The 12656-nt window shown below is 72.8% G+C and carries 11 protein-coding genes and 2 pseudogenes; 6 read left to right on the plus strand and 7 right to left on the minus strand.

Annotated features, from left to right (window positions below):
- Window positions 1–57 precede the first annotated feature (57 nt).
- Entirely contained in the window at window positions 58–750 is a 693-nt protein-coding gene (locus tag IE290_RS28475; protein WP_191247759.1) for a TetR/AcrR family transcriptional regulator, read from the plus strand.
- Here IE290_RS28475 and IE290_RS28480 read toward each other — a convergent pair.
- On the minus strand, window positions 686–1882 hold the full coding sequence (locus tag IE290_RS28480; RefSeq protein WP_191247760.1) for an NAD(P)/FAD-dependent oxidoreductase: 1197 nt from the start codon (window positions 1880–1882) through the stop codon (window positions 686–688). The two genes, IE290_RS28475 and IE290_RS28480, sit on opposite strands and share 65 nt — an antisense overlap.
- Before the next feature lie 124 nt (window positions 1883–2006).
- On the opposite strand from IE290_RS28480, the pseudogene sigJ reads away from it, so the two are divergent.
- Window positions 2007–2896: pseudogene (sigJ, locus tag IE290_RS28485) on the plus strand (RNA polymerase sigma factor SigJ).
- Here the strand turns inward: sigJ and IE290_RS28490 are convergent.
- A complete protein-coding gene (locus IE290_RS28490; protein ID WP_229874756.1) occupies window positions 2897–3784 on the minus strand; it encodes a LysR substrate-binding domain-containing protein in 888 nt (295 codons plus the stop codon).
- Between the two features lie 71 nt (window positions 3785–3855).
- Here IE290_RS28490 and IE290_RS28495 point away from each other — a divergent pair, with 71 nt between their 5' ends.
- A complete protein-coding gene (locus tag IE290_RS28495; protein ID WP_191247761.1) occupies window positions 3856–4251 on the plus strand; it encodes a hypothetical protein in 396 nt (131 codons plus the stop codon).
- A 22-nt stretch (window positions 4252–4273) separates the two neighbouring features.
- On the plus strand, window positions 4274–5788 hold the full coding sequence (locus IE290_RS28500) for a multicopper oxidase family protein (protein WP_229874757.1): 1515 nt from the start codon (window positions 4274–4276) through the stop codon (window positions 5786–5788).
- Here the strand turns inward: IE290_RS28500 and IE290_RS28505 are convergent.
- The gene (locus tag IE290_RS28505; protein WP_191247762.1) at window positions 5781–6938 is read right to left on the minus strand and encodes a metal-dependent hydrolase family protein; all 1158 of its coding nucleotides are present in this window, start codon (window positions 6936–6938) and stop codon (window positions 5781–5783) included. The two genes, IE290_RS28500 and IE290_RS28505, sit on opposite strands and share 8 nt — an antisense overlap.
- Before the next feature lie 77 nt (window positions 6939–7015).
- Between IE290_RS28505 and IE290_RS28510 the strand changes: the two genes are divergently transcribed.
- Together IE290_RS28510 and IE290_RS28515 are read left to right on the plus strand one after the other, a co-directional pair.
- Window positions 7016–7984, plus strand: a complete 969-nt coding sequence (locus IE290_RS28510) for an esterase/lipase family protein (RefSeq protein ID WP_191247763.1) — start codon at window positions 7016–7018, stop codon at window positions 7982–7984.
- 22 nt (window positions 7985–8006) lie between these two features.
- On the plus strand, window positions 8007–8834 hold the full coding sequence (locus IE290_RS28515; RefSeq protein WP_191247764.1) for an SCO6745 family protein: 828 nt from the start codon (window positions 8007–8009) through the stop codon (window positions 8832–8834).
- Window positions 8835–8933: 99 nt separating this feature from the next.
- Here IE290_RS28515 and IE290_RS38680 read toward each other — a convergent pair.
- The 4 genes and pseudogenes from IE290_RS38680 to IE290_RS28530 all read right to left on the minus strand — a co-directional run.
- Window positions 8934–9197 (minus strand): annotated as a pseudogene (locus tag IE290_RS38680) (IS982 family transposase); the annotation flags it as partial.
- Window positions 9198–9259: 62 nt separating this feature from the next.
- The gene (locus IE290_RS28520; RefSeq protein WP_191247765.1) at window positions 9260–9499 is read right to left on the minus strand and encodes a hypothetical protein; all 240 of its coding nucleotides are present in this window, start codon (window positions 9497–9499) and stop codon (window positions 9260–9262) included.
- Window positions 9496–11316: a helix-turn-helix domain-containing protein gene (locus tag IE290_RS28525; RefSeq protein WP_191247766.1), complete on the minus strand. Its 1821-nt coding sequence runs from the start codon at window positions 11314–11316 to the stop codon at window positions 9496–9498. Before IE290_RS28525 ends, IE290_RS28520 begins: the two co-directional genes overlap by 4 nt.
- Before the next feature lie 4 nt (window positions 11317–11320).
- Window positions 11321–12652: an MFS transporter gene (locus tag IE290_RS28530; protein ID WP_191247767.1), complete on the minus strand. Its 1332-nt coding sequence runs from the start codon at window positions 12650–12652 to the stop codon at window positions 11321–11323.
- Window positions 12653–12656: the final 4 nt, after the last annotated feature.

Here is a 12656-nt window from a genome sequence, read left to right on the forward strand (position 1 = left end):
TACACGGCGTGTAGTAAATCTACGCTGAATAGTAGACCGACGCCGTACAGTGTCAAGGTGGGTGGAGCGACGACGAGCCGCCGGGAACGGCTGCGGGCGGAGACGGCACGCGAGATCAAGACGATCGCGCTGGAGCTGATGGCCAAGGGCGGCCCGGACGCGATCTCACTGCGCGCGATCGCCCGCGAGATGGGCATGACGGCGGGCGCGATCTACGGCTACTACCCCACCCGCGACGACCTGATCACCACGCTGATCTCGGACGTCTACACCTCGTTCGTGGACACCGCCGAGGCCGCGCGCGACGCCGTGCCCACGGACGACCCGGCCGGGCGGATCCTGGCGTGGGGCCGCGCGCTGCGCGAGTGGGCGCTGGCCAACCCCGAGGGTTTCCGGCTCATCTACGGCGATCCGGTGCCCGGCTACCGCGCCCCCGAGGGCGGCGCCGCGGCGGACGCGGAGCGCCGGGCGTGCGCGCTGCTGACCGAGCTGATCGCCGGGGCCTGGCCGATGGTCCAGGCCCCGGACGAGTTCACCTGGGAGGACTTCGGGCCTGCCCTGGTCCAGCACATGCGCGAGGAGTTCCCCGACCTGCCGCCCGGCGTGCTCGCCCTGTCGCTGCGGACGTGGGGGCGGATGCACGGCCTGGTCTCGCTCGAGGTCTACGGGCACCTGGGCCCGCAGGTCACCGACCCGGCGAAGCTGTACGAGTCGGAGTTGCGGGCGCTGCTGCGGTCATTGGGCCTGTGACCCGGCGGCCACCCTTGACCCACCGCAGCGACCCGGGCTTGCGGGCCTCGCGGCGGATCTTCAGCACACCGAGCTTGCAGGCCAGCTCCTTGTAGGCGGCGGCGAGGCGGCCGCCGACCTGGAAGTTCAGCGCGGTGTCGTCCTTGCGGGCGAACTGCCGCACGGCCGCGTGCCGGCCGAGGCTGACGCACGAGCCCACCAGCGCCAGGTCGAGTGCCGCCGGTTCGGTCCCGGCGATGCGGCTCAGCACGGTGTCGGCGGCCTGCGCGCCGAGCGGCGCGGCGGCCTGGCAGCTCATTCGCATCGGCAGGCCCGACGGCGCGGCGGAGTCGCCGGCCGCGACGATCCGGTCGTCGTCGACGCTGGTCAGAGTCTCGTCGGTGAGCAGCCGGCCGAGGTCGTCGGTGCGCAACCCGCTCGCGGCGGCCAGCTCCGGCACCGCGAAGCCCGCGGACCAGATGGTCAGCGCGCTCGGACGCGCCGTTCCGTCCGCGAAGACGACGGTGTCCGTCCGGACTTCGGCCACCCGGACGGACTCGAGCACGGTGACCCCGTGCCGGGACAGCCACTTCGCGATGTACCGGCGGCTCCCGGCGCTCAACGACGGAGCCAGGGCCCCGCCGCACACCAGGGCGATCCGGCGTCCCCGTTCGGCCAGTTCGGCGGCGACCTCGATGCCGGTCAGCCCGCCGCCGACCACCGTGATCGGTGCGTCGGGACGCAGCTCGTCCAGCTCGTGGCGCAGCCGCTGCGCGGATTCCAGTTCGGCGAGCGGCACGGCGAACTCCGCCGCGCCGGGCACTGACGGCGTCGCCCCGGTGCTGCCGACCGCGTAGATCACGTAGTCGTAGTCCAGCTCGCGGGTCGAGGCCAGCCGCACCGTGCGGGCGGCGGTGTCGATGCGCGTGGCGGTGTCGACGACGAGGCGGACACCGTCGTCCAGCATCGAGTCGTAGTCCACTGTGGCCGCGCCGGTGCCGGCGACGAACTGGTGCAGCCGGATGCGGTCGACGAACGCCGGACGGGGGTTGACCAGCGTGACCTCGACGTCGTCGCGCATCCGCAGGCGGTTGGCCGCGAGCGTGCCCGCGTACCCGCCGCCGATGACGATCACCCTGTGGGTCGTGTTCATGGTGGGATTCCCTTCTCTCACCGGAACCGACAACTCATCGCCGGGAAATGTCAGGCCTGACGTTCCGCGCCGCTGTCTTGTCGGAAGTGGTGGAGAAGGCGCGACCGAGGGAGCCGAACACACGATGACCGAACCGGATGCGGGCCTGACCGCGATCATGAGCGAGCGGCGTCAGCTGATCAACCTGGCGTACCGGCTCCTCGGGTCGCTGGCCGAGGCCGAGGACGTGGTCCAGGAGACCTACGCCCGCTGGTACGCCATGTCCCGGGCGGAGCAGGAGGCCATCGTCTCCCCGGCGCGTGGCTGACCAAGGTCGCCGGCCGCCTCTGCCTCAACGTGCTGTCCTCGGCCCGCGCGCGGCGCGAGACCTACGTGGGCGAGTGGATCCCCGAGCCGGTGCCGGACAGTTCCGAGTGGCGGCCCGCGGATCCGGCCGACCGGGTCACGCTCGACGAGTCGGTCAGCATGGCGTTCCTCGTCGTGCTCGACTCGATGACCCCGGCCGAGCGCGTGGCGTTCATCCTGCACGACGTCTTCCGCTACTCCTTCGCCGAAATCGCCGAGGTCGTCGGCCGCACCCCGGCGGCGTGCCGCCAGCTGGCCTCGTCGGCCCGCCGCCGCGTCCGCGACGCGCGACCGCCCGCCACACCGGTATCCCGGCAGGCGCGGATCGTCCGGGACTTCAAACAGGCGTGGGAAGCGCGCGACATCGACGCCCTCCTCGGCCTGCTGGCCCCCGACGCGACGGCGATCAGCGACGGCGGCGGCCTGGTCAGCACCGTGCTGCACCCGGTCGAAGGCGCCGCGCAGATCCTGGACGCCCTGGTTCGCCTGGAGAGCCGGTTCCGCGCGCACACGCTCCTGGAACGCACGGTCAACGGCCAGCCTGGCCTGGTCGCCCAGCTGGACGGCGTGACCGTGTCGGTGTACGCGTTCGAGATCGCGGACGAGAAGATCCAGCGGATCTGGGCCGTCCGCAACCCGGAGAAGCTGCGCGCGTGGACCGCGAGCTGATCACCGGTCGCCGGCCGGCCAGTCCCAGCCGCTGATCGTGTCGCGCATCAGCTGCGCCGCGGGTGACAGGTGGCTCCCGGTCGCCCAGTGCAGGGTGACCCGCCGCCTGCAGTCGGGGCTGTCGACGGCGACCCAGGTCAGCGGGGCCCGGACGGCGGTGCGGCGGGCGAACCCGGGGACGAGACCGATGCCGAGCCCCGCACCGATCAGCTCGGCGATGGCGCCCGGCTCGTCGGCCTCGCACACGATCTTCGGCGTGAGGTCGCGGGCGGCGAAGACCCGGTCGAGCAGGCGGCGCAGCCAATGGCCCCGGCGCGCGGTGACGAACGGCTGGCCGGCGAGTTCCTCGATCCGCACGGAGGCCCGGCGCGCCAGCGGGTGGTCGAGCGCCGTGCCCACGCCGACGGCGTCGTCGAACAGCCGCACCGACTCCAGTCCGTCGGCGTGGATCGGCTGCGAGGACACGCACAGGTCGACGTCCTGGGCCCGCAACCGGCGCGGCATGTCCTCGGCCGGCGACCACTGGAGCTCGAGCTCGGCCGACGGGTGGGCGCGTTTGTAGGCGGCGAGCGGGCCGGTGAGGGTGAGGAAGGTTTCCGACGCGAGCCGGACGGCGCCCAGCCCCGCGCTGCCGGCCTCCGCGACCGCGCGGCGCCCCGCGTCCAGCTCGCCGAGGGACCGTTCGACGTGATCGCGGAAGAGCCGGCCGGCGTCGTTCAGCCGGAGCCGTCCGCTCCGGTCGAACAGCGGCGTGCCGAGCTCGCTCTCCAGACGGGCGATGGTGCGGCTCAGCGACGGCTGGGCGACGCGCAGTTCCTCCGCGGCCCGGCTGAGGTGCTCCAACCGGGCCACCACCAGGAACTGCCGGAGCGAGTTCAGCTCCACCATGCCTCCTCGGTCATAACGTAATAGCAATACTGATCTTAGACAAGATAACCTCAGGGAAATAGCGTCGAAGCGTGCAACGAACGACAACACCCACCGGATGGGCGTTCCGCGCGGTCGTCACCGCGCACCTGGTCGCGATCGCCGGTCAGCCGGTGTTCGCCGGCGTGTACCTGACCGGCGACTTCGACAGCCTGCGCTGGCACGCGATCGGCGCCGACGTGACGAGCTCACTCGGCTACCTGCAGCTGATCGTGGCGATCGTGGTGTGGGCGCGGATGCGCTGGGCCTGGCCGTTCCTCGGCTCGGCGGCGGTGGCGGCGGCCGAGACGGTGCAGTACTTCGCCGGGCTGGACGGCGCGCTGTGGCTGCACATCCCGCTCGGCGTGATCACCATCGCCGCGCTGGTCGTGCAGTTCGTCGCCGTCTGGCGCGGCCCCCTCGCCCGGCGGGAGGCGCGCCATTCGTGACCAGGGCCTGACCAGACGGCAGGTGCTGGGCATCGGCGGGGCGCTCGGGCTGGTGACGGCCACCGGGTTGTCGACCGCGGCCGCGCTGGCCCGCCACCCGTCGATGACCGGCGCGCAGCTGCGCAGCGCGGCGCCGCTGCCGCCGCCGTTCCAGGTGCCGCTGCCGATCCCGCCCGTGCTGCGGCCGGTCGCCCCCGGCCGCTACGAGATCACCCAGCGGGAGGCGAGCGCGGAGATCCTGCCCGGCCTCCGGACTCCACTGTGGACGTACGAGGGCACTTTTCCCGGTCCCACCATCGAATCGCGCCGCGGCCATCCGGTCACCGTGACGCACCGCAACGAACTGTCCGTGCCGACCGTCGTGCACCTGCACGGCGGCCGCACCCCGGCGGATTCCGACGGCTACCCGACCGATCTCGTCCTGCCGTGGTCCGGAGTGGACCACGGGCACGGCATGCACGATCCGCGGGCCGTGGTGACCGAGCTGACCCGGGACTACACCTTCCCGCTGGACCAGCGGCCGACGCTGCTGTGGTACCACGACCACCGGATGGACTACACCGCTCCGGCGATCTGGCGCGGCCTGGCCGGGCTGCACATCGTCCGCGACGACGCCGAGGAGTCGCTGGGGTTGCCCGCGGGCCCCCGCGAACTGCCCCTCATGATCGCCGACCGCGCGTTCGCCGCCGACGGCAGCCTGATCTACCCCGCGCTGCCGGACCGGCCGGGCGTGACCGAGGAGTACCTGGCCGGTGTGCTCGGCGACGTGATCCTGGTGAACGGCGCGCCGTGGCCCGTGCACGAGGTCGACGCCGCGCGTTACCGGCTGCGCTTGCTCAACGCCTCCAACGCGCGGCACTACGAACTCGAAGCCGTCACCGACGACGGGCGGCGGCTCGACCTCGTCCAGATCGGCGCCGACCAGGGACTGCTCGCCGCGCCGGTCACCCACGCGACGCTGCCGGTCGCGCCGGCCGAACGCTACGACGTGATCGTCGACTTCGCCGGTGTCCCGGTCGGCGGTCGCGTCCGGATCCTGAACCGGCTGGGCGCGGGCCGCACGCGTGAGGTGATGGCGTTCCGCGTCGCCCGCCGCGCGGCCGACGACAGCCGCATCCCTGGCGTGCTCTCTGCCGATCTGCCCGTCTGGCAACGGTCCGACGCGGTGCGGGTGCGGGAGTTCGCCTTCCGCGCGGGGCGGATGCACGGCCACCACGGCTGGCTGATCGGCGGGCTGCCGTTCGACCCCGCGCGCTCCGATGTCGTCACCGGGCTCGGTGACGTCGAGGTGTGGCGGCTGGTCGCCGACGTACACCACCCGATCCACCTGCACCTGGCCGGGTTCCGGGTGCTGTCGCGCAGCGGCCGTCCGCCGCTGCCGCACGACGTGGGGCTCAAGGACACCGTCTCACTGCGGCCGGGGGAATCGGTGGAGATCATCACGCGGTTCGACGGCTATCGCGGCCGGTACCTCTTCCACTGCCACAACGCCGAACACGAGGACATGGGCATGATGGCCAACCTCGAGATCATCTAGCGGTCCCGGCCAGCCACACCTTCGCCGGGCGCGCCAAGGCGGTGATGTCGGTCAGCGGATCGCCGTCCACCAGGAGCAGGTCCGCGTCGAAACCCGGGCGGATGCGGCCCTTGCGGTCGAGGCCGGCCACCTCGGCGGCCACCGACGTCACCGACGCGAGCGCGGCCTCCGCGGCGATGCCGCCGTCGACCAGCCACTCCACCGAGGCGGCCATCATGCCGTGCGGCTTGGCCGGCGAGATGCCCGAGTCGGCGCCGGACACCAGCCGCACGCCGGCCTGGGCCAGCCGGGCCACCTGGCCGATCCGGTCGCGGATCGTCGAGCCCGTCCGCTCCAGGAACTCCCTCAGCGCGGGCGGCGGGGTCAGCTCGCCGATCGCGCCGAGCGTCGGGCACACGGTGATCCCGCGCGCGGCGATCGCGGCGGCCAGCTCGTCGCTCATCCGGATGCCCTCGGGTGTGAAGCAGCTGCAGTGCTCGATCCCGTCCACGCCCGCGGCCACCGCCTGCTCGACCGACGGCGTGCCGTGCGCGTGCGCGGTCACCGGCAGCCCGGCCGCGTGCGCCTCCTCGACGATCAGCCGCAGTTCGTCGAGGGTGAACTGGCAGGCCAGGATGTCGGTGCCCGGGGTCATGCCGCCGCCGCTGGCCATGACCTTCACGATGTCCACGCCGCGCTCGGCCCGCTCCGCCACGGCCGCGCGCAGCTCGTCGGGGCCGCTCGCCTCGCCTCCCATGTTCCAGCAGTGCCCGCCGGCGCTGGTGATCGGCGGCCCCGCCGCGACGATCGTGGGCAGACCGGGGCGGCCGCGCCAGCGCAGCGTCGCGTACCGGCGATCGCCCAGGTCCCGCACGCTGGTGACCCCGGCGGCCAGCTGGGCCCGCAGCGCGCGCTCGATCACCTCGTCCAGCTCGTCCTCGGTGTAATCGGCGAGGCGGTCGAGCGCGCCGAAGCCGCCGTCGCCGCAGAGGTGGGTGTGCATGTCGATCAGCCCGGGCAGCAGCGTGCCCGGCGAGGCGACGACCGGCCAGTCCGGCACGGGGCCGCCGAGGCGCTCGATGACACCGTCCTTGACGAGCACCGGCAGGTCGCGGTGTGTGCGTTCGCCGTCGAAGACCTGGGCCGCGTGGATCACGAAGGTGTTCACCATCGGTGAGTCGCCTCCAGCGGCCCGGCCGTGACAAGATCCCCTCGGTTCACACGATGAAGTGTGCCGGAAGGACAGTCATGAAGCGCTCGCTGTTCGCCCTGCTGGTCCTCGTGGGCTCGGTCCTGGCGCCCGCGTCCGCCGCCGCCGCCGCGGACGGCCCGCCGCTGCGGGTGCCGGAGGCCACGCTGGACGCGGCGATCGCGTGTTCCGGGGACGTCGCCGGGTCCGGCCACAACCCGATCCTGCTGGTGGCCGGGACGACGCTGACGCCGGAGGTCTTCGCCTGGAACTACGCCCTGGCGCTGACCGCGCTGGGCCGGCCGTTCTGCACGGTCGCGTTGCCGGACAACGGGATGGCCGACATCCAGGTCGCGGCCGAGTACGTGGTGCACGCGATCCGCACGGTCAGCGCCGCCGCCGGGCGGGACGTGGACATCGTCGGGCACAGCCAGGGCGGCATGATCCCGCGCTGGGCGTTGAAGTACTGGCCGGACACGCGTTCCCGGGTGGGCGACGTGATCGGGCTGGCGCCGTCCAACCACGGGACCGTGGTGGCGCACGCGGTGTGCCTGCCGGGGTGCGCGCCCGCGTTCTGGCAGCAGCGGTCGGGTTCGGCGTTCCTGACCGCGCTGAACAGCGGCGCGGAGACCTGGGCGGGCATCGACTACACGAACGTCTACACGATCCTGGACGAGGTCGTCGCGCCGAACCTCGACGACTACGGCAGCTCGTCGCTGCACACCGGGCGTGGCCGGATCAGCAACGTCGGGCTGCAGGAGGTGTGCCCCGCGCACGTGGCCGACCACCTGACCACCGGCACCACCGACGGCGTCGCGTTCGCGCTGGTGGTGGACGCGCTCACGCACGACGGTCCCGCCGATCCTGCGCGCCTGCCCGCGGACGTGTGCACGCGCCTGCTGATGCCCGGCGTGGACCCGGTGTTCCTCGCCGTGAACGAGGCCCGGATGGCGACGGTCGTGGCGACCCAAGTCGCGCTGTACCCGCACGTCCCGGCGGAACCCCGATTGGCGGAGTACGCCCGCTGAAACCACCGACATGATGGAGGACATGGTGCACATCGCCCGTCGCATGTTCGAGCTCCTGGAACCGATCTGCCTGGTCACCTTCTTCGCCGACGAGTGCAACGCGGAGCTGGCCGCGCTCGGGCACCGCACCTACTGGGACGGCTACTTCGCCAGCCGCGCCGCGCCACTGGGGCGGGTGCCGGCCGAAGTCGTGCACGCGGCCTTCTACAACTTCGCCGAGGGGGAGGCCGCGCGGCACATCCCGAGCGCGTGGGAGACGATCCCGCCGGAGGCGTCCTTCGCCGCGCGGGAACGGGGCAGCGCGGCCTCCCTGCGGCGGATCCTGGGCGACGAGCTGGCCGCGTCCCCGGGTCTGGTGCGCGCCGCCGACCTGACCACCAAAGCCGCGACGAGCGCGCCCACCGCGGGCCGGGTGATGTACGCCGGGTTGCGCACCTGCCCGGTGCCGGGCGATCCGGTCGCGCGGCTGTGGCATTCCGCGAACATGCTGCGCGAGCACCGTGGTGACGGGCACGTCGCCGCTCTCGTCGGCGCGCGCATCGGCGGCACGGAGGCCCACGTGCTCTCCGCGGTGGACATGGGCATCCATCCCCCGGAAACGTTCGGGCGCATCCACCACTTGCCGAAGGCGCGGCTGGCCGCGGTGATGGACGGCCTGCGCGAACGCGGGCTCATCGACGCCGACGGCCGGTTCACCGACGCCGGCCGCGAGACCAAACACCGCATCGAAGCCCTGACCGACGAACTCGCCGCCCCACCGTACGAGGCCCTCTCCCCCGCCGAACTGGACGAGCTGATCGCCGAACTCGAGCCCATCAGCGCGCGGCTGGCGGCCACCGGATCACAGTGACGAGCAGCGGCCCGGCCTAGGTGTACTCGAGTGCGGCGATCTTGCCGTTCTGCCGGGGGCACTGGGGTTTGAGGAACTTCTGCCGGGATATGCCATCAGCTTGACCAGCGGTAACGCGGCACGCAGACGACGGTTGTAGCCGGATTGGCCGGGCATGTAGCGGAACGCGCCGGGCATCCGGGCGGGCAGGAACCGCAGCCAGCGGGCCTCGGAGGTCAACCCCAGCAGTGCCTGGGCCACGGCCAGGGTGACCAACCCGGCGTCGGCCAGCCTCGGTGGCCGGCCCAGCCGACGCCGGCCCGCCAGGTGGTCGTCGATCTTGACCTGGAGTGCGGTGAGAAGGGCGTTCAGGTCGGTCGTCAGAAACTGATCTTGAACACCCTTCGCCTCACTCCGGACATCACCCCAACTCAGGCATTACTCGTCTAGGCGCCGAGGGTGTCGATCTCGGTGGAGAGGATCGCGGCCTGCTCGTCGAGCGAGCGGTCGTCCGGCTCCTCGCCCACGCGCTGCCGCAGCGCTTCGCGCTCGATGACGGTCAGCGCGCCCTCGTGGCGGGGCAGCTCCTCGGCCGGCAGCACCGCGAGGGCACCCTCCTGCATGACCAGCTGCGCGCCGTTCCCGGCTCGCAGCAGCGCCTTCAGATCACCCGCGGTCACCTTCATCGGGCCTCCCTTCGTCGGCCCCCGGCTACCCGCTCCGGCGCGCCGTCAAGCGTGTGCACCCGCAGCGCCAGCTGGATCTCCAGCGCCCGCCCCGGCTCGTGCCAGTCGTCGCCGAGCAGGGTCGCCACCCGGTCCAGGCGCTGCACCACCGTGTTGACGTGCACGTGCAGCGCCTCCTTCGCCCGGGTCAGGTTGCCCCCGGCGGCGAAGTACGCGCGCAGCGTCCCGGTCAGATCCGTGCCGCGCCGCTCGTCGTAGTCGAGCACCGGGCCGATCGTGCGCCGCACGAACCCGGTCAGGTCGCCGCGGTCGCCGAGCAGCACGCCGAGGAACCCGAGCCCGGCAGCCGAAGCGCCCTCGCCGGACCGGCCCAGCGCCAGCAACGCCCGCAGGCACCGGATCGCCTCCGCGTGCGCCGCCGCGATCGCCGCCGGTCCACGGGCCGGGCCCGCCGCGCCGATCGTCACCGGGGTGTCCGTCGCCGCGGTCAGCGCCTCCGCGATCCGGGACGCCACCGCGTCCGGCTCACCGCGGACCAGCAGCACGACCTCCTCCGCTTGGATGCCGGCCAGCGCCGCGTGCCGGGCCGCGGCCACCACCAACCGCGCCCGGGACACCGACTCGGCGTGCGCGACCAGGACCGCGTGCGGTTCGGTGAGGTCCACGCCCAGCCGTTCCGCCCGCGCCAGCAACGCGCCCGGGTTGCGGTCCGGCGCGGTGAGCAGGTCGGTCAGCAGCTCACCGCGGACCTCCTCCTCCGCCTTGGCGACCGACCGGCGCAGCAGCAGCAACAGCGCGGTCACCACGGCCGCCCGCTCGAACAGCCGCCGGTCCGCGTCGAGCAACGCCTCCCGCCCGGCCAGCACGATGCTGCCGAGCAGCTCCGGGCCGGCCTGCACCGCGCACACCAGCGACCCCGCGCTGGCCACCGACCGGCCGGTGCTCCGCGACACCGCGACCAGCTCCGGATCCGGTGCGGGCGGGGCGGTTCCGGCGTGCGCCAGCTCCTCGCCCGCCGCGTCGAACAACCCGATCGAGCCGTGCAGGACGTCGGCCACCGCGGCGGCCACCTCCGGCACGTCCCCGCCGCGCAGCACCAGGTCCATGAGCCGGTCGTGCGCCTCCTCGGCGCGGTGCATCGCCGCGGAGTGCGAGCTGATCTCGTCCAGCAGCCGGGCGTTGTCGAGCGCGATCACCGCGTGGTCGGCCAGCGAGGACAGCAACGCGACCTCGTCCGGGGTGAAGTCGCGCGGGGTGCGGTCGGAGGCGTAGAGCACCCCGATCACCGTGCCGCCCAGCGACAGCGGCACGCCGAGGATCGCGGCCAGGCCCTCGTCCCGGACGGCGTCGTCGATCGGCGAGGTGTGCAGGAAACGTTCGTCGCGGAAGTAGTCCGGCGTCGCGTACGGGCGCGCGCTCTGCGCCACCAGACCGCCGAGCCCCTCGCCCATGCCCAGGATGACCTCCTTGAACAGGGGCGACACGCAGCCGTCCGTGACGCGCATGTAGGTGCGCCCGGCGGTTTCGTCGTTGAGGCTGAGGTAGGAGACGTCCGCGCCGAGCAGCGTGCGGGCCCGCCGCACGATCGAGCGCAGCACGGCGTCCGGATCGCGCAGGCGGGCCAGGTCGCTGGCCGTGTCGAACAACGCGGTCAGCTCGGCCTCGCGGCGGCGGTGCGCGGTGAGGGTGGCGTGGATGCGCAGCGCCAGCTCGGTGGCCTTGGGGTGCGCGGCGCCGGCGCGCGCCAGCTGCTCGCTGCTCGCCCCACCGGCGAGCAGGTCGAGCAGCCGGAGCACGTCGTCGTCCACGCCGGTCATCGTCTCATCGCGTGACCGGTTCCGCGGTGACCGCGGGCTCCTCGTCGTGCAGCGAGGTGCGCGCGGTCTCCTTGGCGCTGGTCACCGCGATCACCGTGATCACGCACATCGTCACCACGTACAGCGAGACCGCGAGCGTGCCGCCGAACTCCTTGAACAGCGCGACCGCGACGATCGGCGCCAGCGCACCGGCGGCGATCGAGGACAGCTGACCGCCGATCGACAGGCCGGTGTAGCGGACCCGGGTCGGGAACTGCTCGGCGAAGAACGCCGCCTGCGGGCCGTACATCGCGCCGTGCAGCACCAGGCCGACCGTCGCGGCGAGCACGATCATCCCGGCCGAGCGGGTGTCCATCAGCGCGAAGAACGCGAACGCCCAGCCGGCCATCGCGACCGCGCCGAACAGGTACACCGGGCGGCGGCCGATCCGGTCGGACAGCGCGCCCCACAGCGGGATCGTGACGAAGTGGATCGCCGAGCCGATGAGCACCGCGTTGAGACCGGTGGACTTGCTCATCCCGAGCGGGCCGGTGACGTAGACCAGGATGAACGCGGTCAGCACGTAGTAGGACACGTTCTCGGCCATGCGGGCGCCGATGGTGATGAGCACCCGGCGCCAGGAGTCGCGGAAGACCTCCAGGGCCGGGGCGCGGTGCTGCTCGCCGCGCTGACGGGCCTTCTCCTGCGCGGCCAGGAACACCGGCGATTCGGTGACGGTGAGCCGGATCCACAGGCCGATGATCACCAGCACCCCGGAGAGCAGGAACGGGATGCGCCAGCCCCACGACGTGAACGCGGCGTCGGACTGCACCGCGGCGAGGATGGCGAGCACCGCGGTGGCCAGCAGGTTCCCGCCCGGGGCGCCGCACTGCGGCCAGGACGCCCAGAACCCGCGGCGGCGGTCGTCACCGTGTTCGGACACGATGAGCACCGCGCCGCCCCACTCGCCGCCGAGCGCGAAGCCCTGGACCAGCCGCAGCGCGGTGAGCAGCAGCGGCGCGGCCACGCCGACGGTCGCATACGTCGGCAGCAGGCCCATCGCGCACGTCGAGCCGCCCATCAGCAGCAGGCTGAACACCAGCAGCTTCTTCCGGCCGACGCGGTCGCCGAAGTGGCCGAACACCAGACCGCCGAGCGGCCGGGCGAGGAAGCCGATCGCGTAGGTGGCGAACGACAGCAGGGTCCCGGTCAGCGGATCGCTGCCGGGGAAGAACAGCTTGTTGAAGACCAGTGCCGCGGCCGATCCGTAGAGGAAGAAGTCGTACCACTCGATCGTCGTGCCGATGAGGCTCGCGCCGACGACTTTCGCGATCGAGCGGTTCTCGCTGCGGGGCATGGGC

The sequence above is a fragment of the Amycolatopsis deserti genome (genome assembly GCF_014653945.1).
Classification (GTDB): domain Bacteria; phylum Actinomycetota; class Actinomycetes; order Mycobacteriales; family Pseudonocardiaceae; genus Amycolatopsis_E; species Amycolatopsis_E deserti.

What these genes read in the sequence shown, in the direction of transcription:
- IE290_RS28480 (WP_191247760.1), bottom strand. Translation starts at nt 1,882, where the DNA reads ATGAACACGACCCACAGGGTGATCGTCATCGGCGGCGGGTACGCGGGC.
- IE290_RS28525 (WP_191247766.1), bottom strand. Translation starts at nt 11,316, where the DNA reads ATGACCGGCGTGGACGACGACGTGCTCCGGCTGCTCGACCTGCTCGCC.
- IE290_RS28515 (WP_191247764.1), top strand. Translation starts at nt 8,007, where the DNA reads ATGGTGCACATCGCCCGTCGCATGTTCGAGCTCCTGGAACCGATCTGC.
- IE290_RS28530 (WP_191247767.1), bottom strand. Translation starts at nt 12,652, where the DNA reads ATGCCCCGCAGCGAGAACCGCTCGATCGCGAAAGTCGTCGGCGCGAGC.
- IE290_RS28510 (WP_191247763.1), top strand. Translation starts at nt 7,016, where the DNA reads ATGAAGCGCTCGCTGTTCGCCCTGCTGGTCCTCGTGGGCTCGGTCCTG.
- IE290_RS28520 (WP_191247765.1), bottom strand. Translation starts at nt 9,499, where the DNA reads ATGAAGGTGACCGCGGGTGATCTGAAGGCGCTGCTGCGAGCCGGGAAC.
- IE290_RS28505 (WP_191247762.1), bottom strand. Translation starts at nt 6,938, where the DNA reads ATGGTGAACACCTTCGTGATCCACGCGGCCCAGGTCTTCGACGGCGAA.
- IE290_RS28490 (WP_229874756.1), bottom strand. Translation starts at nt 3,784, where the DNA reads ATGGTGGAGCTGAACTCGCTCCGGCAGTTCCTGGTGGTGGCCCGGTTG.